This window comes from Acidobacteriota bacterium (assembly GCA_004299485.1).
Lineage (GTDB): Bacteria > Acidobacteriota > Terriglobia > Terriglobales > SCQP01 > SCQP01.
This window is the reverse complement of record SCQP01000008.1, coordinates 189,774-214,790: the sequence shown is the minus strand read 5'-3', so window position 1 is coordinate 214,790 and position 25,017 is coordinate 189,774. Positions and strand designations below refer to the sequence as shown.

The 25,017-nt window shown below is 65.6% G+C and carries 23 protein-coding genes; 9 read left to right on the top strand and 14 right to left on the bottom strand.

Annotation, left to right across the window (positions count from 1 at the left end; all coding sequences use genetic code 11):
- Positions 1–45: 45 nt before the first annotated feature.
- Entirely contained in the window at positions 46–708 is a 663-nt protein-coding gene (locus EPN33_07345; GenBank protein TAN22738.1) for a metal-dependent transcriptional regulator, read from the top strand.
- Positions 709–751: 43 nt separating this feature from the next.
- The gene (locus EPN33_07340) at positions 752–2,695 is read left to right on the top strand and encodes a M61 family peptidase (protein ID TAN22737.1); all 1,944 of its coding nucleotides are present in this window, start codon (positions 752–754) and stop codon (positions 2,693–2,695) included.
- A 4-nt stretch (positions 2,696–2,699) separates the two neighbouring features.
- On the opposite strand, the gene EPN33_07335 is transcribed toward EPN33_07340, so the two are convergent.
- From EPN33_07335 to EPN33_07320, 4 genes are all read right to left on the bottom strand, one after another.
- The gene (locus EPN33_07335) at positions 2,700–3,488 is read right to left on the bottom strand and encodes a PhzF family phenazine biosynthesis protein (GenBank protein TAN22736.1); all 789 of its coding nucleotides are present in this window, start codon (positions 3,486–3,488) and stop codon (positions 2,700–2,702) included.
- 8 nt (positions 3,489–3,496) lie between these two features.
- Complete coding sequence (locus EPN33_07330) at positions 3,497–4,435, bottom strand: GNAT family N-acetyltransferase (GenBank protein ID TAN22735.1); 939 nt, start codon at positions 4,433–4,435, stop codon at positions 3,497–3,499.
- 22 nt (positions 4,436–4,457) lie between these two features.
- Positions 4,458–5,312, bottom strand: coding sequence for a hypothetical protein (locus EPN33_07325; protein ID TAN22734.1), 855 nt, complete (start codon positions 5,310–5,312; stop codon positions 4,458–4,460).
- A gap of 242 nt (positions 5,313–5,554) precedes the next feature.
- Complete coding sequence (locus EPN33_07320) at positions 5,555–7,321, bottom strand: nitrite/sulfite reductase (protein TAN22733.1); 1,767 nt, start codon at positions 7,319–7,321, stop codon at positions 5,555–5,557.
- A gap of 745 nt (positions 7,322–8,066) precedes the next feature.
- Between EPN33_07320 and EPN33_07315 the strand changes: the two genes are divergently transcribed.
- The gene (locus tag EPN33_07315; GenBank protein ID TAN22732.1) at positions 8,067–8,336 is read left to right on the top strand and encodes a DUF4242 domain-containing protein; all 270 of its coding nucleotides are present in this window, start codon (positions 8,067–8,069) and stop codon (positions 8,334–8,336) included.
- A gap of 16 nt (positions 8,337–8,352) precedes the next feature.
- Here the strand turns inward: EPN33_07315 and EPN33_07310 are convergent, their stop codons facing one another.
- The 4 genes from EPN33_07310 to EPN33_07295 form a co-directional block, all read right to left on the bottom strand.
- Positions 8,353–9,882 (bottom strand): MFS transporter, encoded by a 1,530-nt coding sequence (locus EPN33_07310; protein ID TAN22731.1) that lies wholly within the window; start codon positions 9,880–9,882, stop codon positions 8,353–8,355.
- Complete coding sequence (locus EPN33_07305) at positions 9,843–10,718, bottom strand: isoaspartyl peptidase/L-asparaginase (GenBank protein TAN22730.1); 876 nt, start codon at positions 10,716–10,718, stop codon at positions 9,843–9,845. Before EPN33_07305 ends, EPN33_07310 begins: the two co-directional genes overlap by 40 nt.
- On the bottom strand, positions 10,715–11,419 hold the full coding sequence (locus EPN33_07300) for a creatininase family protein (GenBank protein TAN22729.1): 705 nt from the start codon (positions 11,417–11,419) through the stop codon (positions 10,715–10,717). The genes EPN33_07305 and EPN33_07300 overlap by 4 nt, the downstream gene beginning before the upstream one ends.
- A gap of 128 nt (positions 11,420–11,547) precedes the next feature.
- A complete protein-coding gene (locus EPN33_07295) occupies positions 11,548–11,802 on the bottom strand; it encodes a hypothetical protein (GenBank protein TAN22728.1) in 255 nt (84 codons plus the stop codon).
- Between the two features lie 106 nt (positions 11,803–11,908).
- Here EPN33_07295 and EPN33_07290 point away from each other — a divergent pair, with 106 nt between their 5' ends.
- From EPN33_07290 to EPN33_07265, 6 genes are all read left to right on the top strand, one after another.
- A complete protein-coding gene (locus EPN33_07290; protein TAN22727.1) occupies positions 11,909–12,160 on the top strand; it encodes an AbrB/MazE/SpoVT family DNA-binding domain-containing protein in 252 nt (83 codons plus the stop codon).
- A complete protein-coding gene (locus EPN33_07285; GenBank protein ID TAN22726.1) occupies positions 12,157–12,567 on the top strand; it encodes a PIN domain-containing protein in 411 nt (136 codons plus the stop codon). Before EPN33_07290 ends, EPN33_07285 begins: the two co-directional genes overlap by 4 nt.
- Before the next feature lie 11 nt (positions 12,568–12,578).
- On the top strand, positions 12,579–14,084 hold the full coding sequence (locus EPN33_07280) for a serine hydrolase (protein ID TAN22725.1): 1,506 nt from the start codon (positions 12,579–12,581) through the stop codon (positions 14,082–14,084).
- 23 nt (positions 14,085–14,107) lie between these two features.
- Positions 14,108–15,883: an MFS transporter gene (locus tag EPN33_07275; GenBank protein TAN22724.1), complete on the top strand. Its 1,776-nt coding sequence runs from the start codon at positions 14,108–14,110 to the stop codon at positions 15,881–15,883.
- A gap of 5 nt (positions 15,884–15,888) precedes the next feature.
- The gene (locus tag EPN33_07270; GenBank protein TAN22723.1) at positions 15,889–16,125 is read left to right on the top strand and encodes a DUF2945 domain-containing protein; all 237 of its coding nucleotides are present in this window, start codon (positions 15,889–15,891) and stop codon (positions 16,123–16,125) included.
- A 112-nt stretch (positions 16,126–16,237) separates the two neighbouring features.
- Positions 16,238–18,196: a heavy metal translocating P-type ATPase gene (locus EPN33_07265; GenBank protein TAN22818.1), complete on the top strand. Its 1,959-nt coding sequence runs from the start codon at positions 16,238–16,240 to the stop codon at positions 18,194–18,196.
- 13 nt (positions 18,197–18,209) lie between these two features.
- Here EPN33_07265 and EPN33_07260 read toward each other — a convergent pair whose 3' ends face one another.
- The 6 genes from EPN33_07260 to EPN33_07235 form a co-directional block, all read right to left on the bottom strand.
- A complete protein-coding gene (locus tag EPN33_07260; GenBank protein TAN22722.1) occupies positions 18,210–19,052 on the bottom strand; it encodes a phosphosulfolactate synthase in 843 nt (280 codons plus the stop codon).
- A 64-nt stretch (positions 19,053–19,116) separates the two neighbouring features.
- The gene (locus EPN33_07255) at positions 19,117–21,648 is read right to left on the bottom strand and encodes an adenosylcobalamin-dependent ribonucleoside-diphosphate reductase (GenBank protein TAN22721.1); all 2,532 of its coding nucleotides are present in this window, start codon (positions 21,646–21,648) and stop codon (positions 19,117–19,119) included.
- A gap of 154 nt (positions 21,649–21,802) precedes the next feature.
- Complete coding sequence (locus EPN33_07250; protein ID TAN22720.1) at positions 21,803–22,648, bottom strand: alpha/beta hydrolase; 846 nt, start codon at positions 22,646–22,648, stop codon at positions 21,803–21,805.
- A 59-nt stretch (positions 22,649–22,707) separates the two neighbouring features.
- Positions 22,708–23,487, bottom strand: a complete 780-nt coding sequence (locus EPN33_07245) for an SDR family oxidoreductase (GenBank protein TAN22719.1) — start codon at positions 23,485–23,487, stop codon at positions 22,708–22,710.
- A gap of 119 nt (positions 23,488–23,606) precedes the next feature.
- Positions 23,607–24,266: an endonuclease III gene (nth, locus tag EPN33_07240; protein TAN22817.1), complete on the bottom strand. Its 660-nt coding sequence runs from the start codon at positions 24,264–24,266 to the stop codon at positions 23,607–23,609.
- Positions 24,267–24,283: 17 nt separating this feature from the next.
- Entirely contained in the window at positions 24,284–24,985 is a 702-nt protein-coding gene (locus tag EPN33_07235) for a uracil-DNA glycosylase (protein TAN22718.1), read from the bottom strand.
- Between the last annotated feature and the right edge of the window lie 32 nt (positions 24,986–25,017).

Sequence of the window (25,017 nt, the reverse complement as noted above, 5' to 3'; positions counted from 1 at the left end):
CCTGGATTTTGCTCGTTTTCTTTGCTAGGCTACAAGCAACCCTCTATGGAGCTGACCGTTTCTAAAGAGGACTACCTCAAGGCCATCGCCGAAGCCGAATCCGAGGAGGGTCCGGTCATTGCCGCCACCCTCGGCCGCTGGCTGCGCATTTCCGCGCCTGCCGTGACCGTCGCTCTCCGCCGTCTCAAGCGCGACAAGCTCGCCTGGGTCGACGCCAAAGGCCGCATCCTGCTCACCAAGAAAGGCCGCGCCATCGCCAACCGCATGCGCCTGCGCCATCACCTCATCGAGCGCATGCTGCACGAAATGCTGGGAGTGGAATGGTACAAGGTGCATGACGAGGCTGAGCGCCTGGAGCACTCCATCTCGCCCGACGTCGAGCGCCGCCTGATCGAACGCCTCGGCCCCGGGGGCCTCTGCCCCCACGGCAACCCCATCAACAAAAGTGCTGCCGAACGGCGCAAAGCCGGCCTGCAAAGTCTCTGGGAAGCCGTGCCCGGCTCCAGCCTGAAGATCGCCGGCATGCACGAGCGTGACCGCCAGTTACTGGAGTATTTCGACCGTCTCGGCCTCCGTCCCGGTACTCCTCTGACCATTGCCAGCCGCAACTACGACGGCACTCTGACACTCGGCGTTGCATCCGGTCCCGTCACCCTCGCCTCCTCTGCCGCCCAAAAAATTTGGGTCTCACCAGTCCTCAATCCCTAATCCCTTTTCCCTTTTCCCTGCTACCCTGTACTCCGGAGGTCCCATGCGTCTTCGGTTTGCTTCCGCCCTCGTTCTGCCGCTTCTGGCCCTGAGTCTTCTCGCCCAGCAAGGCGTCGGCCCCATGCCCGCCCCCGAGCCGCCCCCGCTGCCCACCCCGCGCGACGTGCCCTACACCCCTGGCACCATCACTCTCAATGCCAACTTCACCAACGTGCCCCAGCGCGTCGTTCAGGTGGAGGAGACCATTCCCGTCACTCCCGGTAAACTGACGCTGCTCTATCCCGCCTGGATTCCCGGCAATCACGCCAAGGATGGCCCCATCAAGAATGTTGGCGGCCTGGTGATCACCGCCAACGGCGCGCGCCTGCCCTGGACCCGCAACGACGTGGAATACTACGCCTTCACCGTCAATGTCCCCGACGGTGTCCGGTCGCTCGACGTGAAATTCCAGTATCTGCCCGCGCTCCGCCCCAATCAGGGCCGCATCAGCTTCGATCACAACATGATTGATCTGTCCTGGAACCAGGTCGTGCTCTATCCGGCCGGTCATTTCTCGCGCGACATCAATTTCTCTCCCTCCGTCACCATGCCCGCCGGCTGGAAGTACGCCACCGCCCTGACCACCGCCAGTCAGGACGGGGATGTGGTTCACTTCGCCACCGTCCCGCTCAACACCCTGGTCGACTCGCCGCTCTACGCCGGCGTGAACTTTCATCGCTACAATCTTTCGCCCAATCCCAGCGACATCGTTCATCTCGATATTTTTTCGGACACGCCCGCGGAAGGCATCATGTCGTCCGAGGAGCTGCAGTTCCATCGCAACCTCGCGACCCAGGCGCTGGCCCTGTTCCACGCACGCCATTACGAGCATTACGATTTCCTGCTCAGCCTCTCGAATAGCATCGGCGGCGAGGGCCTCGAGCACCATCAGTCCAGCGAAGACGGCACCGGCGCCAACTACCTCACCGACTGGCAGGCCGGCGTCGCCCAGCGCGACTTGCTTGCCCACGAGTACACCCACTCCTGGAACGGCAAATACCGCCGCCCCTACGATCTCTGGACGCCCAACTTCAACGTCCCCATGCAGGATGACTTGCTTTGGGTCTATGAAGGGCTGACCCAGTACTGGGGCGAGGTTCTCTCCGCCCGCTCCGGCATGCGCACGCCCGAGCAGACGCGCGATCTGCTCGCCAATCTCGCCGCCAACTTCGCCATTAGCCGCGGCCGCGACTGGCGCTCGGTGGAAGACACCACCAATCAGGAGCAGGCCTCGCACCGCACCCCGGTCACCTGGCCAAGCTGGCTCCGCGGCGAAGACTACTACACCGAAAGCGTCCTCGTCTGGCTCGATGCCGACACTACCATCCGCAAACTCAGCGGCGGCAAAAAATCACTCGACGACTTCGCCCATCTCTTCTATGGCATGGACAACGGCAGCTTCGTCACCAACACCTACACCTTCGATCAGCTCGTCCACGCCTTGAACGAGGTCCAGCCCTATGATTGGGCCAAGTTCTTCCGCACCCGCATCTACGACGTCCACCCCGCCGTACCCATGGACGGTATCACCCAAGGCGGCTACAAGCTCGTCTATAGCGACGCCGTTCCGGCCTGGGAAAAACAATCCGGCTTCAGCCGCTTCGGCGCCAGCTTTGCCACCTCGCTCGGCTTCAGCGTCGCCGCCAATGGCGACCTCGCTCAGGTCTGGTGGGACGGTGTTGCCTTCAAGGCCGGCCTCGCGCCGGGCATGCAGCTTGAGGCCGTCAACGGTAAGATCTTCTCCATTGACGCGCTGCGCGATGCCATCCTCGGCGCCGAGCATACTTCCGCCCCCATTGCGCTGCTGGTCAAGCACGCCGGCGAGGTCTCGACCTACTCGCTCGACTACCACGGCGGCCTGCGTATCCCGCACCTGGAGCGCGCCTCCGGCACCGACCGCCTCGACGCCATCCTCGCGCCGGTGCACTGGTCCGGTGTTAACCAGTAGAGGATTACGCCAGCTCGCCGCGCAGTACGGTGACCGCCTGGCCGCCGAGCTTCACCCGCTCGCCGCGCACGCCCACGCGCAGCACGCCGCCGCGCGGCGAGGCCTGGTAGGCGAGCAGGTCGCTTTTGCCGAGGCGCTTCGACCAATAAGGCCCGAGGCAGCAGTGCGCCGAGCCGGTGACCGGATCCTCGTCCACGCCGCTGCCGGGCGCAAAGAAGCGTGACACAAAATCGTACGGTTCCTTTTCCGCGCGGCAGGTCACCATCACGCCGCGTACTTTAAGCTGCCGCAGTAGCCCATGGTTGGGCTGCAGACCGCGCACCGCCGCCTCTGATTCCAGCTCCACCAGGTAGTCATACTGATTCCGCCCAACATACTTCGGCCGGACGCCCAGCGCGGCTTCCAGCCCGTCCGGCGCCGCCGCTTTCTTTTCTGCCTTGGCGGGAAAATCCAGCTCGATCCAACCATCCTGCTTCGCCGCCGTCAGCACGCCGCTTTGCGTGTGAAAACGCAGCAGCCCGTCCGGCTTGGCCAAGCCCTCTTCCCAGATGGCATGCGCGCTGCCCAGCGTCGCGTGGCCGCACAGCGCCACCTCCACTGCGGGCGTGAACCAGCGCAGCCCGAAGCCGTCGTCGCGCCTTTCCAGAAACGCGGTCTCCGATAAATTCATCTCCCGCGCCACTTTCTGCATCCACGCCGCCTCGCGCGGCGCACGCAGAAAGCACACCGCCGCGGGATTGCCGCCGAACTGCTCGGCCGCAAAGGCGTCCACCTGCACGATTCGCTCGCCCATGGATATACTTAGCGGTTCTGTACCGCGCTCGCTGCCAACGCCAGTTCCCACGTCTGCTCGACCAGGTCGACGCCGAAGCTATGGTGCGCGGCTTCGTGGGCTTTGATGAATCCGGCCTGCTGGTAGAGATGGATGGCGGCGCGCAGAACGCTTTGGGTCCAGAGCGTCATCTGCTGGTAGCCGGCCGAACGCGCGAAGCTGACGCATTCCCGCACCAGTGTCCGCCCCAGCCCCTGTCCGCGCGCTGCTTTCTCCACGTGCAGCAGCCGCAACTTTGCGGTGTCGAGCCGCTCGGGGTGCTGCACCAGGAAGATGCAGCCCAGCCGGTCGCCATCGCGTTCGGCGATCCAGCAGCGTTCGCGCTGGGCGTCAAAATGATCCAGAAAATCGGCCACAATGCGGGAGGCGAGCGCTTCGTACTGACTGTTCCAGCCATATTCTTCGGCATACAGGGCCGCCTGCCGGCTTACCACCCAGCCCATGTCACCGGCGCGGTGCGGCCGGAGCACGAAGGGCGCGGGGTTGGCGTCGCCCAGCAAATCCTCAATGGTCTGCATCGAGCGGATGAGGCGGGATTGTTGCTCCGCAGTCAACGGCGCCAGCAGCTCTCGCGCCAGCTTGTCGGCTCGCTGGTTGACCACTGCAAATGCGCGCCGGCCCTGCGGCGTCAGCGTCAGCCGTAGCTCCCGCCGGTCGTGTGGCGAGGTCTCGCGCCGCAGCAATTTCGCCGTTTCGAACTTCCGCACGAGCCGGCTGAGATAGCCGGGATCGAGTTCGAGTTCGGCGGCAATGGCTTGCGCTGAGATTTCGCCGCGCGTGGAGAGTTCGAACAACACCCGCGTCTCTGTCAGCGAGTACGGTGAATCCAGTAGGTGTTCACGCAGCGTGCCCGCTTTGCGGGTGTAGAAGCGGTTGAAGCGGCGCAGGGCTACAACTTCGGTTTGCATGCAACCATTATACTTGCTTGTGTCAACTACTCTGCAAAAGCGCTTCTTCGGCGCGCGCAAGCACGGCGGTGCGCAGCGCGGGATGACCCTGCAGGCTGGCGGCTACGGTGATGCGCAGGCGCGGATCGCGGCGCTGTTCGGCGGCGACGAGCGCGGGGAGATCACGCTGGACATGCAAACCCGGCGCGAGAAAATAGGGCACGACGACGAGGCGCCGGACGCGCTGCTCGCGCGCAGCCTGCACGGCGTTGGCCAGGCTCGGGGCCACCGGCGGCAGAAAGGCGGCGTAGGTGAACTGGCCGGGCGCGGCCAGCTCCTGGGCAAGCTGCACCACGCCCTGCTGCCAGCCGGGCAGCGGCGAACCGTGCGCCATCAAAATCAGGCCGGGCGGTATTTCATGGCGCACGCGTTGCGGCCGTGCGAGCTTGCGCGGCGCCGCCACGGCACCGGTGATCAGCAGCGCGGGCGATTGAAGCTGGGCGCGCTGTGCCTGGGCGGCAATGTCGCCCAGGGAAGCGAAGAAGCGGCGCTCGCGCCGGAGGGTGCCGCGCTCGATCAGCGCTGCCGGAGTGGCTGGATCCCATCCTTGCGCCACCAGCTCGGTGGTGCGCTCGGCAAGCTGAGCGGCCGCCATCAGCAGAACGAGGGTTTCGCTGCCGGGCGCGGGCGCAGCGGGGAGCGGGGCGTGGCCGGAGAGAATGCGCACGCCCGAGGCCACTCCGCGGGCGGTGAGGGCAATGCCGGCGGCAGCGGCTACGCCGGTGGCAGCACTGACACCCGGGATGACCTCCCAGGCGATGCCGGTGCTTTCAAGCGCCGCGACCTCTTCTGCGCCGCGGCCAAACAGCATGGGATCGCCGCCCTGCAGACGAACCACAGTAAGTCCGCGGCGCGCTCGCACCACCATCCAGCGCGCAATCGCGTCCTGCTCCAGCGCATGGCAGCCGGCGCGCTTGCCGACGTAACAGCGCTCCGCCCCGGCGGGAGCCAGTGCCAGCAGATCCGGGCTGGCGAGGTGATCGTAGAGAACGGCATCGGCGGAGCGGAGAATGCGCTCGCCCTTGCGGGTGAGCAGCTCGGGATCGCCGGGTCCGGCGCCGACGAGATAGACTTTGCCGTTCAGACTAAATCCTCCACGGGAACGAACGTCTGGTGTTCGCGCCGCGGCGTCTCGGCGGCGGGCACGGTGCCCAGCACAGCTTCGAGCGCGGCGGTGCCGGCGCGCGCCACGAAGTCACGGAAGCTCTCGTCCGGCTGCCGTCCGGCGAGATAGTGGCGGAACAGCGCTTCGAGGCGATCGGGGAGTTCGGTAGCAAGCACCCGGCCCAGTGTTTTCTGCGAGAGGCGCGCGCCCGCACCCAGGCCGCCGCCGAGGTACACGTCGAAGCCATCGGCCGGACCGTTGGTTGTTTTTACGCGTGCGCCTTGCAAGCCCACATCGGCGACCCAGTGCTGGCCGCAGGAGTTGGGGCAGCCGTTCAGATTCACGCGCAGCGGCACAGGAAAGTCGGGGAGCCGCTGTTCCAGCTCGGCCATCAGCGTCGCGGCGAAGGATTTGGTTTCCGTCACCGCCAGCTTGCAGAACTCCTTGCCGGTGCAGCTCATGACGCCCCGCCGGAACGCCGAAGCGCGTACCGGCAGTTCCCAATGTTCGAGGTGCCCGACCAGGGCCATGACATTGCCCTCGGCAACGTGCGGAATCACCGCGTTTTGCATGGCCGTGAGCCGCACCTCGCTGGCGCCAAAGCGCCGGGCGCCCTCGGCGAGCGCGGCCAACTGGCCGGCGTGCAAGCGGCCGCGCGGCACACTCGCGCCCACGCAGTAGCGGCCGGCTTGCTTCTGCTCGTAAATGCCGAGGTGGTCGCGGAATTCGGGCACCGGCGCCGGGTCCGGCGCCGAGGGCTCAAGCACAAACCCGAGGCGGCGCTCCAGCTCGGCCTGAAACTGCGCGGCCGTCCAGCCATGCTTGAGGAAGAGAAATTTAAGCCGCGCTTGCGCGCGGCTTTGGCGCAGCTCCTGGCGATCGCGGTACAGGCCGGCGATCGCGCAGGCGACTGGCACCACCTGCTGCCATGCCACCTTGACCGGCAGTGGCAGGGCGAGAAAGGGTGTGTTCGACAGGCCGCCGCCCACGCGCAGGCCGAACCAGACGGGTTCGATTGACTGGCGCGGGGCCTGGCGTGGCTGCGCCCCGCCACCCGCTTGACGCTCGGCCGGGCTGGGGACCCCGAGAGCCCCAGCCCGATCCTCGCGTCGGGCACCAGGGCGGGGAAAGGCAGTGAAGGCGACGTCGTTGATCTCCGGATTCGAGCACCAGTCGCGGCAGCCGGTGATTGAGATTTTGAATTTGCGCGGCAGGTTGTAGTAATCGCCGCTGGCGAGCAGGGCCCGGTTGACGGCCAACGCCAGCGGACTGGCGTCAGCGTATTCGGTGGCGTCGAGACCGGCGAGCGGGCAGCCGGTGAGGTTGCGCGGGTCGTCGCCGCAGGCGGATTTTGAGGTTAGTCCGGCCGCCTCCAGGCGCTCAAGAATTTCCGGCAGCGCCTCGGCTTCCAGCCAATGCAGTTGGATGTTCTGACGCACGGTGACATCGGCCAGGCCGCGGCCGAACTCCTCCGAGAGCGCGGCGATGGTTTCGGTCTGCGCGGCGGTGAGCAAGCCATTGGGGATGCGGATGCGCAGCATGAAATAGGGCGCCGCCGCGCCAAACGCGCCCGCGCCATCACCCTGGGTGTACAGCCCCCACCAGCGCAGCCGGTGGCTGAGATCGTCGGGATCGATCGCCGCGGCACCGCGGCGGAAGCTGGCGAGCAGGCGCGGCAGTTCGTTCCAGGGGTTCTGCTCCTGTTTCAAGCGCTCGGCTTTCTGAATGGCTGTTTCTGGCATTGGCGTAAATACTCCTGTCCCTCCGTCCGGTAACGGCGGTGAGTGGCTGGATCTGAGTGAGAGACGAGGGAAGAAGGTTCAGATCACGCGCAGGCCACGCCACCGGTGCCCCTACACATGCACCGGCAACAACAACCGCAGCTCTGCATCGCGCGCGTCATCTTGAGACTGATCTAGTCATGGTACACCCAATCACTTGCCGCGCCGCCCTGCGTTGGCCCAAGATGAGGCTGTCATGCGTATGCTCATTAGCGGCGCTCACGGCATGCGGCTGCTGTGTGACGCACTCCTGCGCCTGCCGCAACCTCCTCGCATGCTGGGAAACGCGTCTGCGATTGGATATTACAGTGATCGCAGCGACGAGATCCTTACCGAGGCGAGCGCAGCGGGGACGGGTTTTCTCGCCACCGTTTGCCAGGAGCTGGAAGCAGAGAGCGCTCGCGCGGCTAGGAGGTGGGTTGGCTGCCGTCCCGCGCTTGAGGCGGAGAATAAAGTCCGACTTCCTCATCATGCGCCGGATCGGATTGTCACTACAGAAAAAGCGACACCACCGGCGGCAGCTTGGAGGAGCCCGGAGCGCCAGCGGGCGGACCCTGCCGGGAATCGAAGCCCGCACTCCAAGCGACCAACGGGAGCGACCAGGGCAAAAAGTGGCGAGCCACCGGCGGGTGGCTCGTTCTGGCAGCACCGTCGCAGCAGACCCTTCTGCATCCAAAGAAAAATATAATAGCCATGAGGTACATCTATGCCGCGATTCGTGATCGAGCGGGAGGTTCCCGGAGCAGGCACGCTGGGCGACGAGGAGGCGCGGGCGATGGCGCGGAAGTCGTGCGCGGTGCTGCGCGGTATGCCGGACGTGCAGTGGCTGGAAAGCTTTGTGACTGATCATAAAATCTACTGCATCTATCTCGCCCCCAGCGAGACGGCGATCCGCGAGCACGCACGGCTGGGCGGTTTCCCCGCGAACGCGGTGGCCGAGGTGCGCCGCATCATCGATCCGTCCACAAGCGAATAGACAGCGGCGCTTCCGGCTATGCTGCGGTCCAGCGGTTAAGGCGGGGGATAAGGGCGGTGGAGGCCAATGCACAGACCAGGGCGCCGGCGCCCAGCCAGGCGAAAACGTGCATGTAGAGCGACAGACTGAGCGTCACGCTGGCGACGCCGCTGGGGACGCTGGCGAGGCCGGCAATCCAGCCGCCGGCGTAGAGGCCCACGCCTATCCCCAGATACCACGCGCCCATGGTGATGCCCCGCGCCCGCTCGGGTACAAGCTGCGAGACCATCGAGAAGCCAAGGGCGCTCATGAGCAGTTCGCCCAGCGATTGCGCGCCATAGCCGGCCACCAACCACCAGGGCGAGACGACGCCGCCGGGCGCATGCAGGCCGCTCGCGGCATAGAGAAAAAAGCCGATGGCCAGAAGATACAGTCCCGCGGTGTATTTTACGGCCATGGAGAAATCACCGTGACGCGTGCGCGCCATCCGCTGATAGAGGCCGGCGAGCGGCATCGCCATCAGCACCAGCCAGAACTCGTTCAGATCCTGAAACTGCGCCGGCGCCACGTACAGGCCGAGCAGACGATGGTGCACGTTGTGGTAGGCGAACAGAGTGAGCGAGGTGTAGATCTGCTGATTGAAGATCGCCCAGACGATGGACAGGATCGTGAACACCAGGCAGGCCCAGATGCGGCCGCGCGCCCCGCGCTCGCGGTTCGTTCGCAGCAGATGTGCAAACACCCAGGCGATCAGGATCGCAAACACCACAACCATCCCCGTTGCGATCTGCGGATGGCGGATGATTTCCGCCAGCACCCCGATCGCGATGAGGCAGGCCACGATCACCGCACCCAGCTTGCGCCAGGGCAGCGGCTGGAAATCCGGTTCGGTGCCGTACGGCCGCATGTAGCGCCGCCAGGTGCCGTAGTTGATCAGTCCCAACGCCAACCCAAGGGCGCTCAGGCCGAACGCGAGGTGCCAACTGTCGAACCGCAGACCGGCGATGCTCACGGTCCACTTCTGATGCTCGGCAATCCACGGCGTCAGCAGGATCGACACGAACGAACCCACGTTCAGCGACATGTAGTAAATCGTGAAGAGGATGTCGAGTTTGGTGCGATCGTCGCCGTAGAGGCGCGAGACCAGGTTGTTGGGGTTGACCTTGAACAGCCCATTGCCGGCGGCAATGACGGCCATGGCGGCAAAAAAGGTCGCAGTTAGCGGAATGGCCAGCAGCAGATAACCCAGGCCGAGCGTCGCCGCGCCCAACACCAGCGTGCGGCGGGCGCCCAGGACGCGGTCGCCAATCCAGCCCCCGGCAATCGGCATGGCATAGACCAGCGCGGAAAACGCGCCCCAGATCAGATCGGCGCGCTGATCGCGCCAGCCCAGGCGCTCCACCATGTAGAGCACCATGATCGAGGCCATGCCGTAGTAGCCGAAGCGCTCCCAGATTTCAACCAGAAACAGAACGAAGAAGGCGCGGCGCGGGTACTGCTGCGGCGGCGCGGCGGGCTGCGCGGCCGCTACGCCTGGACTAAGGTTCCCTGGTGGCTGATCGCGCATACGGGCATGTTAGGTGTGTTTTTGCAAAACGCAACCCGGCCTTGCCGGTCAACCAGAATCAGGCCGGCATCGCCGGCCGCGGTGGCGTTGAGTTCTGCGAGCGCGGCTTCACCCGCGCGTTGCGCATCGCTGGAGCTTTCGTATTGAAATGCCGCCAGCCGCGCCAGCGTCATGCGGATAATCTGCTCGCCGTGGCCGGTACAGGAAACGGCCAGGCGCGCGTCTGCCCAGGTGCCACAGCCGATGAGCGGAGTGTCACCGGTGCGTCCGGGCAGCTTGTTGACCATGCCGCCGGTTGAGGTCGCCGCCGCCACATGACCCTGGAGATCACAGGCCACCGCGCCCACCGTGCCATGCTCACTCTGCGATTCGGCAGTCCGCACGCGCTCCCACTGCGCCCGGCGGGCATCGACGATTAGATCCTCAGGGCGCAGCCGCGGAAATCCCTGCGATTGGGCAAAACGTGTGGCGCCCTCACCGGCGAGCAGCACATGGGGCGTGGTTTCCATCACCCGCCGCGCAAGCTGCACGGGATGGAGAATGCCGCGCACACAGGCGACAGCGCCGGCGCGGCGGGTGGCCCCATCCATGATGGAGGCGTCGGTTTCGATTTCCCCTTCGGCATTGAGTACCGAGCCCCGTCCGGCATTGAACAGCGGCAGCTCCTCGAGCACTTCAACCGCCGCTTCCACGGCATCGAGCGATGTGCCGCCCGCGCGCAGAACCTCGAAGCCGCGCGCCGCCGCCTGGCGCACGCCTTCCGGCCGCTCGGCCACGGTTGCGGCCTCGATGCGGCCGCAGCCGCCATGAACCACAATCGCCGGCGCGACGCTCATGCCGGCCAGTCTCCGGCGATGACCGCGCGGGTTTCTTCCACACCCGCCTGCCAGACGCGATCCATTACCGTCTCGGGCATCTGGTAGGCGCCGCCGAGATTGCCGTCGCCGATGTTCTCGCGCACTTGCTTCGGCCCCAGCATGCGCATTTTGCTCATATCGAGCACCGGCTTGCGCTCACCGGGATATTGGCGGCCGTCGATGCGCGTCCAGCGGAAATTTTCCATCCAGGAGGCATGGCCGGTGCCGGCGTTTGCGGCCTGCACCGCTTCCCAGGTATTGGGCGCGTTCCACCAGTTGTGCCACTTCACGCACACGCCCGCACGGCCCGCCAGCGCCGACACCACCGGTTGCTGCGCGAAGCTGTTGCCGCCGTGACCATTGACCACCACGATGCGTTTGAAGCCGTGGGCCGTGATACTGAGCAAAATTTCCGTGAGCAGCCGCAGGTAGGTCGCCGGCTGCAGCGTCACTGTGCCGGGAAACCCCATGAAATAAGGCGTTACGCCATACGCCACGGCGGGAAATACCGGCACGCCGAGCGGTTTGGCGGCATCGACCGCGACGCGCTCCGCCAGAATGCGGTCGGTCTCCAGACTCAGCCCGCAATGCTGCTCACAGCTTCCAATCGGCAGCACCGCCCGGCCATCCGTGCGCAAGTAGGCCTCGACGTCCGCCCACGCCATCTCGCTGATCTTCACCGTGCTCCTCCTGTGCGTCTCAGTATATGCCGCTGCGCAATTCAGGTAATCGCACCCCGCTGCAAGGAGAAGCGCCCCGCGGCGGATAGTAAGAGCGTTGCAGCAATGGTGCAGCGCGTAGGGATGCGCTACTGGCTCGCAAGCGCCTGATTGATTCGCTTTGCTGAATTGTTGGCGTCGACCATTCCCCAAATCCAGAGTGCAGGAGTGGTGAGGAAGCCCACGATCACGAACATCAGGAGTACGGAAACGATGTAGCTCGCCATGAACGCGACGCCCTTGCCGATTTCGCCGTTGTAGATTTGTCCAACGCCCATCCAGAAAAAGGACAGGAGTGTAGCAACGTTGGGATTCTTGTAAAACTTTGGCGGTTCGTTTGACATGAAAATCCCTCTAACTGTGGTTCGTACTCTGGCACTATACCTGAACGCACGGTCAGCCCCGCGTTTCAGCAGCTTCACCCTTTACTTTTGTTAAAATGTAAAGACTATGCAGTCCACCATCAGCAGCAAGGGCCAGACCACGATTCCCAAGGAAATCCGCGACCACCTGCGGCTGAAGCCGGGAGACAAGGTCAAGTTCTTCATTCACCCCGACGGGCACGTTGTCATCCTGCCCATGCTTCCCGTAACCGCGCTTAAGGGCATGTTGCACGCCCGGCGCAGAGCCTCGCTGGAGGAAATGGCGGAGGCGCCAGTGGCAGGCGCGGCCGAGCGTTACCGGCGCTCGCTGCGCTCGTGATCGGCCTGGACACCAACATCCTCGTTCGCTACATCATGCAGGACGACGTTGAGCAGTCCCGCATCGCAGCAGATGTCCTTGAGCGCCTGGCGCCGGAGCGTACAGGTTATGTGAGTCTGGTCGCGATGGTGGAACTGGCTTGGGTGCTCGAAAGTGTATTTCAATCGTCACGCCAGGAAATCGCCGCGGCGATCCAACGCCTGCTGCAAATGGAGAGCGTTGTCGTGCAGAATCAGCGGGAGGTCTTCGCGGCAATGGAATGCCTCAAGGTCGGCCTGGCGTCGTTTCCGGACGCTCTGATCGCCTTCGTGGGCGCTTGGGCCGGCTGCGAGACAACGCTCACCTTCGATAAGGCGGCAGAGCGGCTGCCGGGGTTCACGCTTGCCAGGTCACGGCCTTTGGCCTAAGATCCCGGCTCATGAGGTTAAGGCAAACTTATCGCAAGGTACTGTGTCTCGCGGTCGCGATGGCGGCGCTGGGCGAGTTGGCGGCGGCGCAGGCCGTCACCTCCTTCACTGCGGCGCCGGCGCTGAGCCGCTATATCGAGACCTCAATGCGGGCGTGGAAGGTGCCGGGCGCCGCGGTGGGCATTGTGCGCGGCACGGCGCCGGTGTACCTGCGCGGCTTCGGCGTGCGCGACGTGCGCACGGGCCAGGCGGTGACGCCGGATACGCTGTTCGACATCGGCTCCTGTACCAAAGCCTTCACCGCGGCTGCGGCGGCCATGCTGGTGGACGAAGGCAAGATGCGCTGGGACGGCAAGGTGCGCGACTATATTCCCTGGTTTCAGCTCTACGATCCGCTGGCGGATGAACAGGTCACGCTACGTGATCTGCTCACGCACCGCACCGGCGTGCCCGGCACCGATATGCTCTGGTACGGCACGCACCTCACGCGCGCGCAGGTGATCCGCCGGCTGCGCTATGCCAAGCCGGATGCCGGCTTCCGCGCCGCGTTTCAGTACCAGAACGTCATGTACGTGGCCGCGGGCTACGCCGTGGGGCAAGCCGCCGGGGAAACTTGGGACGCCTTCGTGCAGCAGCGTATTTTTGCACCGCTGGGGATGAGCGAATCTGATACCAGCGCCGAAGCGGTGCAGCGGTCGCCCAACCATGCCGCGCCGCACGTCGAGGCGCCCGATGGCCGCGTGCACGCGATTGCCTACCGCAATATAGACAATGCCGGTCCCGCCGGCTCGATCAATTCGAGCGTGCGCGACATGGCGCGCTGGATTGGGCTACAACTCAACGACGGCGTGTACGATGGCCGCCGGCTGATCTCCGACGCCAGCATGCAGGCGATGCACACGCCGCAAATGGTAGTGCCGATGCAGAGCGAGATCGGGCGTGTATTCTTCCCCGATTCGATGCAGCTGAGCTACGGGCTGGGCTGGTTCATCCAGGATTATCGCGGCCACCAGCTCATTCTCCACCCCGGTGACATTGACGGCTTTTCGGCATTGGTCGTGCTCATTCCCGAGATTCACACCGGCTACGTGGTGCTGATTAACCTTGGCGGAGGGACATATCGCCAGGTGCTCGGCTATCACATTGCGGACCTGCTGCTGCATCTGCCGCCTGAACACTGGGGCGCCTATTTCCGGAGACTGCAAACCCGGCTGGCGAGCGAACAAAAGCAACAGGTGGCCGACTTTATGAAGCAGCGGCATCCGGCCACGCATACGACGCTGCCGCTCGCCGACTACGACGGCAACTACGCCAACCCGCTCTGGGGCCCAGCCACCATCACGCTCGCCGATGGCCACCTGGTCTTTCACGTGTTCGACCGCACGCTGCCGCTTACCCATTTCCAGTACGACACCTTCCTCACTTCCGCGCCCAATGCGCTTACCTTCACGCTCGATGCCCGGGGTCGCGTCAGCGAATTCACCTATTCCGGCGCGCGCTTCCAGCGTAAGCACTGAAACTCCTGCTATTGTTGGGGGCAATGCCCGAGACCGCGACCCCACCCGCGCTCGACGCGCTCGCCCGCTATAACCGCCGCCTGCTCTGGGTGGCGAGCCTGGGCGGGCTGCTCTATGGCATCGATGTCGGCATCATTGGCAGCGCGCTGCCCTATCTGCAGGCGACCTCCGGCCTGAACGGCGATCAGCTCTCCATTGTGGTCGCCGCGGTGCTGCTGGGCATGACGCTTTCGACGCTGTTTGCCGGCTGGCTGGCGGATGCCATCGGCCGGCGGACACTCATGATTCTGGCAGGAGTGCTCTTCGTCGCCAGCATTCCTATCATCGCGCTGGCGCACGGCTATGCGCCGCTGGTGAGCGGCCGGTTGCTGGAGGGCATCAGCGCCGGTCTTGTGGGCGTGGCCGTTCCGCTATATCTGGCCGAAACCCTGCCGGCGGCGATCCGCGGCAAGGGCACGGCCATGTTTCAGTGGCTGCTGACGCTGGGCATCGTGCTGGCCGCGGCGGTAGGCATGTACTTCAGTCTGCGCGTGGCCGAGGTGGCGAAACTGGGCGATGCCGCGCGGTTGTTGGCCTTCAAGGATGCGGCGTGGCGCAGCATTTTCTGGGTGTCGTTACCGCCCGGACTGGTGTTTCTTGCCGGTTGCTTCTTTCTCGAGGAATCGCCGCGTTGGCTCTACCTGCGCGGCCGGCGCGAGCGCGCGGCGGCAGCGCTGGCCCGCTCGCGCAATGCCGCTGACGCTGCCGCCGAGCTGAACGCGATCGCCGCCTCACAGACCGAAGAGCGCGAGCGCAAGCAGCGCCGCAAGGAATCGCTGCTGCAGCGCAAGTACGTGCTGCCCTTCGTACTGGCCTGCGTGATTTTGGTGCTCAACCAGACCACCGGCGTCAACTCCATCATCCAGTACAACGCCAGCATTCTGATTCAGAGTGGCCTGTCCGATCTCGCCGCGCACAGGGGCTACATCGTCTTCACGTTGGTCAACTTTCTCGCAACCATCATCGGCATGATGCTGGTCGACAAGCGTGGCCGCAAGTTCCTGCTGACCCTCGGCACCGCCGGCGCCGTGATCGGCCTGGCTTGGGCGGGCACGCTGTTCTGGATGAATCAGCGCCACGAAGTGCGCGTCACCGCTGCGGTGCAGGCGCTGGTGACGCCTAACCAGTCGCTCGCCCTGCGCTTCACGCCCGCGCTGGCGCACCAGCTCGCGCCAGCGATCACAGGCCCGGCCTCGCTATCAGTAATTTACAGTTATGGTGGCTATCGCGCCGCCACGCCGGTACTGCGCTCCGACCAGACGGCAGTCGCCCCGGTGGTCATCACCCGCGCCGCCAGCCTGCCGAGCAATCGCGTGCTGGCGTTCTCCGCCAATCCTTTCGGCTCGCTCGCCGCCGCCCGGCGCGCGCCGCTGAAGATCGTCCAGGCCACGCTCACGCCGCTGCCCAGCGCCGCCTGGGGATGGCTGACGGCGCTCAGCCTGTTTTTCTTCATGGCCAGCTTCGCCGTTGGGCCCGGCATCGTCGTGTGGCTGGCATTGAGTGAGCTGATGCCGACGCGCATCCGCTCCAATGGCATGAGCATCGCGCTGGTGCTGAACGAAGCCGCCTCGACCCTGATCGCCGCTGCATTCCTGCCCGCGGTGGGCGAATACGGTTACGCCACGCTCTTCTTCCTCTTTGCCGGCTGCACCATCATCTACTTCCTCGTCGCCCTCTTTTGGCTCCCGGAGACCAAAGGCAAAACGCTCGAAGAAATCGAAGGCTTCTTCCACCCCCGCCGTGCCGGTGCCGCACAATAAGTGGAGTGGCGAAGCGCGAATTTTACGTTGGCGATCGGGTGAGCTGGAATTCCGAGGCCGGACGCGTCTCGGGAGTCATCATCGCCGTACATACCGCGGATTTCGATTACAAGGGCTACACGCATCACGCCAGCCCCGCCGATCCGCAGTACGAAATCCGGAGCGAACGCACCGGGCACATCGCCGCGCACAAGGGAGCGGCACTGCGGCGGCTGGCCACACGGCGGCGACCGACCCGCTGAAGTCCCTACAGTTTCCGGAAGGGTACAAGCGGTGCACAAGCAACATCATCCTCCTGCAGCGGGCGCCCACCCTCACGCCGGCCACGACCGGCATGCCGGCCACTCCGTCGCGATGTTTCGCGACAAGTTCTGGCTGACCCTCGCGCTGACGATTCCGGTAGTCGTCTGGTCCCCGCAAGTGCAGCACTGGCTGCATTATCGTGCCCCCACTTTTCCCGGCTCGCCCTACCTGCCCGCGATTCTGGGCACGGTCGTGTTCTTCTATGGCGGCCTGGTTTTTCTCCGCGGCGCGCGCACCGAGTTGGCCGATCGCAAGCCCGGCATGATGAGCCTCATCAGCCTTGCGATCCTGGTCGCGTTTGGCACCTCCATCGCCGCGACGCTGGGCCTGTTTCCGATTGAAGTCTGGTGGGAACTCGCCTCGCTCATCACCATCATGCTGCTCGGTCATTGGATGGAGATGCGGGCGATCGCCAGTGCGAGCGGCGCGCTGCAGGCGCTCTCCGCCCTGCTGCCCGACACAGTCGAGCGGCTCGAGGGAACACAAGTGGAAGTGATCCCGCTCTCCAGCCTGCGGGCGGGCGACCTGCTGCTCATCCGTCCTGGAGGACGCGTGCCCGCTGATGGCGTGGTGGTCGAAGGCGAGGCCGAGGCGGACGAGGCCCTGCTGACGGGCGAGTCGCGGCCGGTTGCCAAGAGCGCGGGAGCGCCCGTCCGCGCCGGTTCGGTGATCGGCGGCGGCAGCCTGCGGGTGCGCGCCGAAGCTGTGGGCGCGCAGACTGCGCTGTCCGGTATCGAGCGGCTGGTGGCGGCGGCGCAGGCCTCCAGCTCGCGCGCGCAAGCGCTCGCCGACCGCGCCGCCGGCGTGCTGTTTTATGTTGCGGTGGCCGCCGGCGCCGCGACGTTCCTCACCTGGTGGTTCCTCGGCGATCGTGAAGCCGCCCTGCTACGGACGGCCACCGTGCTCGTCATTGCCTGCCCTCACGCTCTCGGGCTGGCGATTCCGCTGGTGATTGCCATCTCCACCTCGCTCGGGGCGCGCCACGGCCTGCTGGTGAAAGACCGCTTGGCGCTCGAGCGCGCCCGCGAGCTCGACGTCGTCATTTTCGACAAGACCGGAACGCTGACGCGTGGTACACCCGCGATCACCGATATCGCGGTGGCGCCGGGCGTGAACGAGGCCGAACTACTCCGGCTGGCCGCTGCCGTCGAGTCCAGCTCCGAACATCCCCTCGCCCGGGCGGTCGTGGCCGCAGCCGATCGCCGCCGCCTGCCGCGCGCCACCGCCTCGAACTTCGAATCCCTTCCGGGACGCGGTGCGCGCGCGCGCGTCGGCGCATCCGAGGTTTGGATTGGTGCGCCGCGCCTGCTGGCTGAAACCAGTGTGCAGCCAGTTCCGGAACTGGAGCGCGCAACCGCGGCCTGGAGCGGCAGAACCGTGCTGTTCGTGGTGGTTGACGGCGCGGTGCAGGGAATGCTCGCGGCCGAAGATGAGATCCGGCCCGAGTCGGCGCCAGCCATTGCGGCGCTGCACCGGCAGCACATCCGCGTGGCCATGATCACCGGCGATGCCCGCGCCGTGGCCGAGTCGGTCGCGCGCCGCCTCGGCTTGGACGAAGTGGTCGCCGAGGTCTTGCCGGCCGGCAAGGCCGCGGCGGTGGCTGCTTTCCAGCGCGGCGGCCGGAAAGTCGGCATGGTCGGCGATGGCGTCAACGACGCGCCTGCCCTCGCCACCGCCGACGTCGGCATTGCCATCGGCGCCGGCACCGACGTGGCAATCGAATCCGCCGGGATTGTACTGGTCCGCAATGACCCCGGAGACGTGGTGGCCGCCATCGAGCTTTCCCGCGCCAGCTACCGCAAGATGGTCCAGAACCTGGTGTGGGCCACGGCCTATAACGTGGTCGCCATTCCGGTGGCCGCGGGCGTCTTTGTCCGCTGGGGCGTGAGCTTGCCGATGAGCCTGGGCGCGGTCGCCATGAGCCTGTCCACCATCATTGTGGCCGTCAATGCCCAGCTCCTGCGCCGCCTCCGGCTGCGGTTACCGGAAGCGGAAACCCACGCGGGGTGACTGTTGGTGAAGCTCAGCCTTTGTAGGTCAGCACCCGCCCCCACAGGCTCTTGGTGCCCCAGATGCCGGAGCGCAGGCATTCGAGCTGCACAATCTGGCTGTGGTCGATGAAAAGGTTCACCTCGGCTCCGTAGTTCTTGACGTACCAGGCGAAGACTTCTGGATCGGCGGCCTCGAACATGACCTTCCCGGTGCCTAGTTTCTGGACGATCTTAGCGGGCACATCGGTACGCCAGACTTTGACGTTCTCGGTAATGCCTTCCGACTCGATCATGATGAGGTAGGCTCCAGCATCGATAAAGCGTTTGGCCAGTGCGATGGCGCCCTCCGGGTCGCGCGTACCCTCGGCGGCCAGCTCTTCGGACGAAGTTGCGCCGCCGGCGCCGAACTGGATGCCGACTTCGGGCTTGGCCTTGAGCCCGGCCTTCTGCACTTTTTCAATCAGGCGCATCCAATCGTCGCCGGGAATGGTGATGAAGCCGCTGGAGATCTCGATGATGTCAAAGCCCAGCGCCTTGCATTCGTTGATGTATTGGCTTACGGCTTCCGGCCCCTGCGTGAGGACATGTTCGAGGAAACCGCCGGTGGAGACCAGCACGTTATGGCTGTGGCAGAGATCGTTGAGGTCTTTGACGGCCTTGCGCGGCATGAGGCTGAACGAGCCGCCAGCATACTTCACCGAATCCACATACCACCCCATGGTCTCGAGCACGTCAGTGAGATAGCGGGTTCCCATGGGCGAGTAGTAAGGACCGCGAATTTCTGTCAGCCCGACAGTACGCGGCTTGGCGGGGCGGTCGTTCAGGCGGAGAAAGGGAAACGCGCGATCAGGAGCAGCAGCAGGGGATTTGGGCATTGCCATTCGTTCCTTTCACACTCAGTTAGATGCGACACGCCATGATGCGTTGCCGCAGATTCTATTAGTTGATAGACCCTCCGCAGGTGGAATAGCCGCAGCGGACGCAGGTGAGGCAGCCGCCGGAGGGGTACAGCGCCTCGCGGCCGCACTCCGGACACTCGCGGGCGCGGGCGGGCGTGGGCGCTGGCGGTGCCGCCGGCGATGTAACTGGCAGCGCGGCCGTGCCGGCATCCGGGGAGCGGAAGATCTCTTCCGCGCTCTCGAGGGTGTGGGCAATGGCCTGCGCCGTCGAGGTCAGGATGCGTTGGTCGAGCACGATGGTGTTCTGCCCGCGCGTGCGGTAAAGCTGCGGCAGGATTTTCTGTAGCGGCACGCGCGCCCGCAGCAGCAGGCTGAGCAGGCGGCCGATCAGCTCCCAGGCCTCGTTGCCGCTGCTCTCGCGCACGAAAACCTCGGTAATCTGGCGCGCTTCCGTGTCGTAGTTGACGGTCACGTAGACGGTGCCGGCAGGTGTGCGGATCTTGCGCGTCAGGCCGCGCAGGTACTCGGGCCGGACGATTGCACCCGCCGGCGCGACAGCGTGGACCGGGGCGGCCACCGGAGCCACAACGGCGGTCGCGGTGTCAGACCGGGGTGCGCTGCGCCGCAGCACGCCCTCGCGGCTGCCTTCTACGTACACCGTGACCGACTTCAGGCCGTGCTCGTAGGCCAGCCGATAGGCTTGCTCCACGTCGCGCTCGCTGGCGCCGGCGGGCAGGTTCACCGTCTTGCTGACGGCGTTGTCGATGTGCTGCTGAAACGCCGCCTGAACCAGGATGTGCTGCTCCGGCGTGATGGCGGCGGCATCGACGAAATAGTCCGGCAGCGGCTGCCCGGGGCTCGCCTGCGCCCAGGCGGCAGCCGCGGGGTGCTGGTAGGCGCGCGTGCCCAGCGAGTCCTGACGCTCGTAGGCAAAGGCAAACACGGGCTCGATGCCCGAGCTGCATTCTGCGATCAGGCTGAGCGAGCCGGTGGGCGCCTCGACCGTGACCTGGCAGTTGCGCACGCCCCACTGGCCATAGAGCTCGTCCAGACGCGAGGGCGCTTCGCCGCCCAGTGCAACGAATTCCGGACCGGTGAAGGTCTGACCGAAGCGCTCGGTCAATTGCCGCATCTTGGCGTCGAAGTAGCCGCGGTTGCGGTCGAGCTCGGGGAACGACCCGAACTCCCGCGCCAACTGGGTCGATTCCACCCACGCCCAGTACTGGATCCACTGCATCAGGCGCCCCGCCAACGCAATGGATTCGGGACTGCCGTAGCGGATGCCGAGTGCCAGCAACAGATCGGCATAGCCCATCACGCCCAGCCCGGTGGGTCGCGTCTGCCGCGTGACGCTGGCGATTTCCGGAATCGGATACTGACTGACCGTAATCACATGATCGAGAAAGCGTGCCGCGGTGCGCGCCGCGCGTGCCAGCCGCGCCCAGTCAATTGATCGGTTCGACCGCAGGAATCGCGTCAGGTTGAGCGAGCCCAGATTGCAGGAGTTGTAGCCCACCTGCCAGTACTCGCCGCAGGGATTGCTGCTCCGGATCTCGCCCAGCGAGCGTACCGGGTTGTCACGGTTGATCCGGTCAATGAAGGCGATGCCGGGCTCGGCCGCCTGCCAGGCGTTGGCGATGATGCGCTGCCAGACGGCGCGCGCGGGCAAGCCCAAGCCGCCTTCCGGCAGCGGCGTGGCGCGCAGTGCCCCGCGCGGATCGGTGATGCCGCCATTCCAGACGCCGCCCTGCGGGTCACGCAGGGGAAAGAGGCCATCGGTTTCGACCGCGGCCATGAAGGTGTCGGTGAGCTTTACGGTCAGGTTAAAGCCGGAATAGGGCGCTTGCCAGCCTAAGTCAGTCAGCAGTTCCTGGGCAAGTGACTCCGGCAGGTTGTGCTCCACGGCCAATTGCCGCGCGCGCCCGGGCGGCGTGGCGCGCTTGGCGTCGAGGAAAGCCAGAATATCGGGGTGCTGCACGTCGAGCATGGCCATCATGGCGCCCCGCCGCCGGCCGCCCTGACGGATGGTTTCCGACATGGTCTGAAACGAGGTCATGAACGACAGCGGGCCCGAAGCGACGCCGCCGAGGGCCGTGCGCGCCCCCTGCGGGCGAAGCTGCGAGAAGTCCATGCCAATGCCGCCGCCCAACTTTTCGATCACCGCGCCGTCAGCGATGGATTTGTAAATACCACGGATGGAATCCTCGACCGGCAGAATGAAGCAGGCCGAGAGCATCGGTTGCGCCGTGCCCGCGTTAAACAGCGTCGGCGAGTTGGGTAGAAACGTCCGGCTTTCCATCAGCCGGTAGAATGTCTCTTCCACTTCCGCGCGCCGGCCGTGCGGCTCGTCCGGCTCCGCCTGCGCCACATAGCGCGCGACGCGGCGGCACAGGCCCGGGAAATCCTCCAGGATGCGTCCCGCCTCGTCCTTCCGGAAGTAGCGCTTCCGCAGAATATCGAGCGTATTCGCCTGCAGCACTGCGCTCACCCAACACCTTCTCCGTTTATTATCCTGCGCTTTAACGCCGAGGTATAGAGTGTGAGTAATATCACACCGAGGAGGTATAGGGATGGCGACGCCCTGCGCGGCGGTTCAAGGCCTGGCAGCGCGCTCGCGTCACGTGGGGGCCGCGCCGTTGGCACCGTGGGCCCCCGGCCCGGCCGAGCGTCAAGCGGGTGGCGTGGCGCAGCCACGCCAGGCCCCGCGCCAGTCAATGTGGCTCTAGTTAAGCCGCTTTGCGCGCCTGGTGTACCGAGTTGAGGAACTGCAGCAGGTCGGCGTTGACTTCATCCTGATGAGTGGCGGTCAGGCCATGCGAGCGGCCGGGGTAGTAGATTGTGCGGGCGCTCGGGATCAGGCGGGCGGACTTCTTGGCGGAATCCCCGATCGGCACGATCTGATCGTCCTCGCCGTGCATGATCAGCGTCGGCCGGTCGAATTTGCGCAAATCGGCGGTGAAGTCGGTCTCGGAAAACGCCCGGATGCACTCGTAAATATTGAGCAGGCCCGCCTGCATGCTCCACCGCCAGAACTGGTCCAAGAGTCCCTGTGAGACCTTTGCGCCGGCGCGGTTGGCGCCATAGAAGGCGAGCGCGAATTCTTTGTAGAACTGCGAGCGGTCGGCCGCCAGGCGGCGACGCAGCTCGTCGAAGACCGCGATGGGGATGCCTTCCGGGTTGGAGTCGCTGCGCAGCAGGAGGGGCGGCACCGCCCCAATCAACACAGTGGCCGCTACCCGCCCGGTGCCATGGCGCCCGATATAGCGGGTCACCTCGCCACCGCCGGTGGAGTGTCCCACCAGGGTCACGTCGTTGAGATCCAGCGCTTCTATCAGAGTGGCGAGATCGTCAGCGTAGTGGTCCATGTCGTTGCCCCGCCAGGGCTGGCTCGACCGTCCGTGGCCGCGCCGGTCGTGGGCCACCGCGCGGTAGCCGTGCTGCGCCAGGAAAAGCATCTGGCCATCCCACGAATCGGCCTGCAACGGCCAGCCGTGCGCCAGCACCACCGTCGGCCCCTGGCCCCAATCCTTGTAATAAATCGAAGTGCCGTCGCTGACGGTAAGGGTGCTCATAATGTCTCCTTTGACTGCGACCTTCGCACCGCCGCGCGGCCCGCTTTCCGCGAGTGGATTCATGCGGCCGGCGCCTGCGCATCCGGTCTCGGTGCTCCAGCCCGGGCCAGCCAGGTTTCGAAACGGATGGTTCCCGTTTCTGCGTCCTTGCCCGGAAGCAGCGTGTTCTCGGCCAGCTTCGCTCCCGAGTAGCGCGCCTCGGGATCGGCGACCACCCGGCGTGGGTCGCCGAGTGCGCGCAGGCGGCGCTGCACTAGCTCATCCAGCCAGAATGGCTCCGGCCCGGCAATTTCGACCACGCGGTTGGCGGGGGCGCGGAGCGCGATGCCGGCCACGGCGCGGCCCACATCGTCGGCCGCCATCGGCTGGAAGCGCACATGGGGCATGCGGATTTCGCCGTTGCTGGCCGAGAGGTCAGCCAGCTTCTTGAGAAATTCAAAAAACTGGGTGGCATGCACGATGGTGTAGGGGTTGCGTGACTCGCGAATCAGCTTCTCCTGCACGATCTTGCCGCGGAAGTAGCCGCTCTCGCTCAGCCGGTCGGTGCCCACCACCGAAAGCGCCACATGATGACCCACGCCCGCCGCCGCTTCCTGGGCAAGCTGGTTGCGGGTGGAAGTCTCAAAGAACTTCAGCACCGCCGCGTCATCCCAGGCGGGCGAGTCGGAAACATCTACCACCACCGATGCTCCCCGCAGCGCCGCGGCCAGCCCCTCGCCGGTAATCGTATTCACGCCGGTTTCGGGTGCGGCGGCCACCGTCTCGTGCCCCTGCCGGCGCAGGTTGTTGACAGTTCTGGAACCGATTTTTCCGGTGCCGCCCACCACCACGACCTTCATGGCGTCCTCCGCATTCGCCGGATGATTCCGGGCGCCGTGGAATGGTTGCGTGAACTTCGGGCTTCAGCCTCCCTGGGACGGACACCGGCCGGGCAGTGGCGCCGGCGGCGCGGTGTAGCTTAGACGGTTTTTTCCGGTGAGTCGCAGATGGGCTCGAGTGGGCATTGCGCGCAGCGGGGTTTGCGCGCCAGGCACAGCTCGCGGCCGAAGAGGGTGGTCTGATAGCTGAACGAAATCCAGCGGTCGCGCGGCACCAGGGTGATCAGGTCCTGCTCGACGCCGGCGGCCGTGGTCGCGCTGGACAGTCGCAGGCGGCGGGTAGCCACGCGGAACACGTGGGTGTCGACCACGATGCCGCTCGCCACGTGATACGCGCTGCCCAGAACGACGTTCGCTGTCTTGCGCGCCACCCCGGGCAGCGTCAGCAGCTCGTCCATGGTCTTGGGAACCTGCCCGTCAAAACGCGCCACCAACTGCTGCGACGTGCCCACGATGCTTTTGGCTTTATTCCGGAAAAAGCCGGTGGAGTGAATCTCGGGCTCCAACTGCTCCGGCCGCAGCGCGGCGAACGCCTGCGGCGTGGGATATTTACGAAACAGCCCGGGCGTCACCTGATTGACGCGCGCATCGGTGCATTGCGCGGAGAGAATGGTGGCGACCAGCAGCTCGAAGGCGTTGCCGTAATGCAGCAGACAGGCGGCGTTGGGATACAGTCCCGCCAGTTCTTTGAGAATTTGCTTGACGCGCCGGGGCCCGGTGTAACCGCCCAGCGCCTCGATGGCAGGCGTGCGATTGTTCACGACAGATACTCCTGGATATCGTGCAGCACCTGGCCGAACATGGCCGGCGTCAGCCGCCCGGTCTGGGTGTTGTGCTGGCTGGGGTGGTAGGAGCAATACAGGCGCGGCAGCGGTCGCGGCAGATCGAAGACCGCGCCGTGCGCGAAGGGCATCTGGTTTTTTGGCGGCAGCTTGGCCTGCTCGCGTGCGAGACGGAGATAGGCGTCATAGGCAAGCCGGCCCAGCGGCAGCACCGCGCGCACGCGGTCCAGCAGCTCCAGCTCGCGTTGCAGAAAGGGCAGACAGCGGCGGATTTCCTCCGGCGTGGGCTTGTTCTGCGGCGGCGCCCAGCGCACCACCGTCGAGATGTAGCAGTTGCGCAGCGCCAGGCCGTCGGCGGCGTGTACGGAGGTCGGTTGATTGGCGAAACCGGCTTCATATAGCGCCCGGAAGAGAAAGTCGCCCGAACGGTCGCCGGTAAACATGCGGCCGGTGCGGTTGCCGCCGTGCGCGGCCGGCGCCAGGCCGATGATGAGCAGTTCCGCGCTCTGGTCGCCGAAGCTGGGCAGCGCCTTGCCCCAGTAGGGCTGATCGCGGAACATCAGCCGCTTGGTCTTCGCCACCCGGCGGCAATAGACGGCCAGCCGCGGGCAGGCGCGCGAGCCGATAATCTTCTGCTGCAGCCGCTGGAACGCCTGCTCACGCTCAACAACCGTCATGTTGTCATTCTGCCACCTCGCGCAGCAGCCGG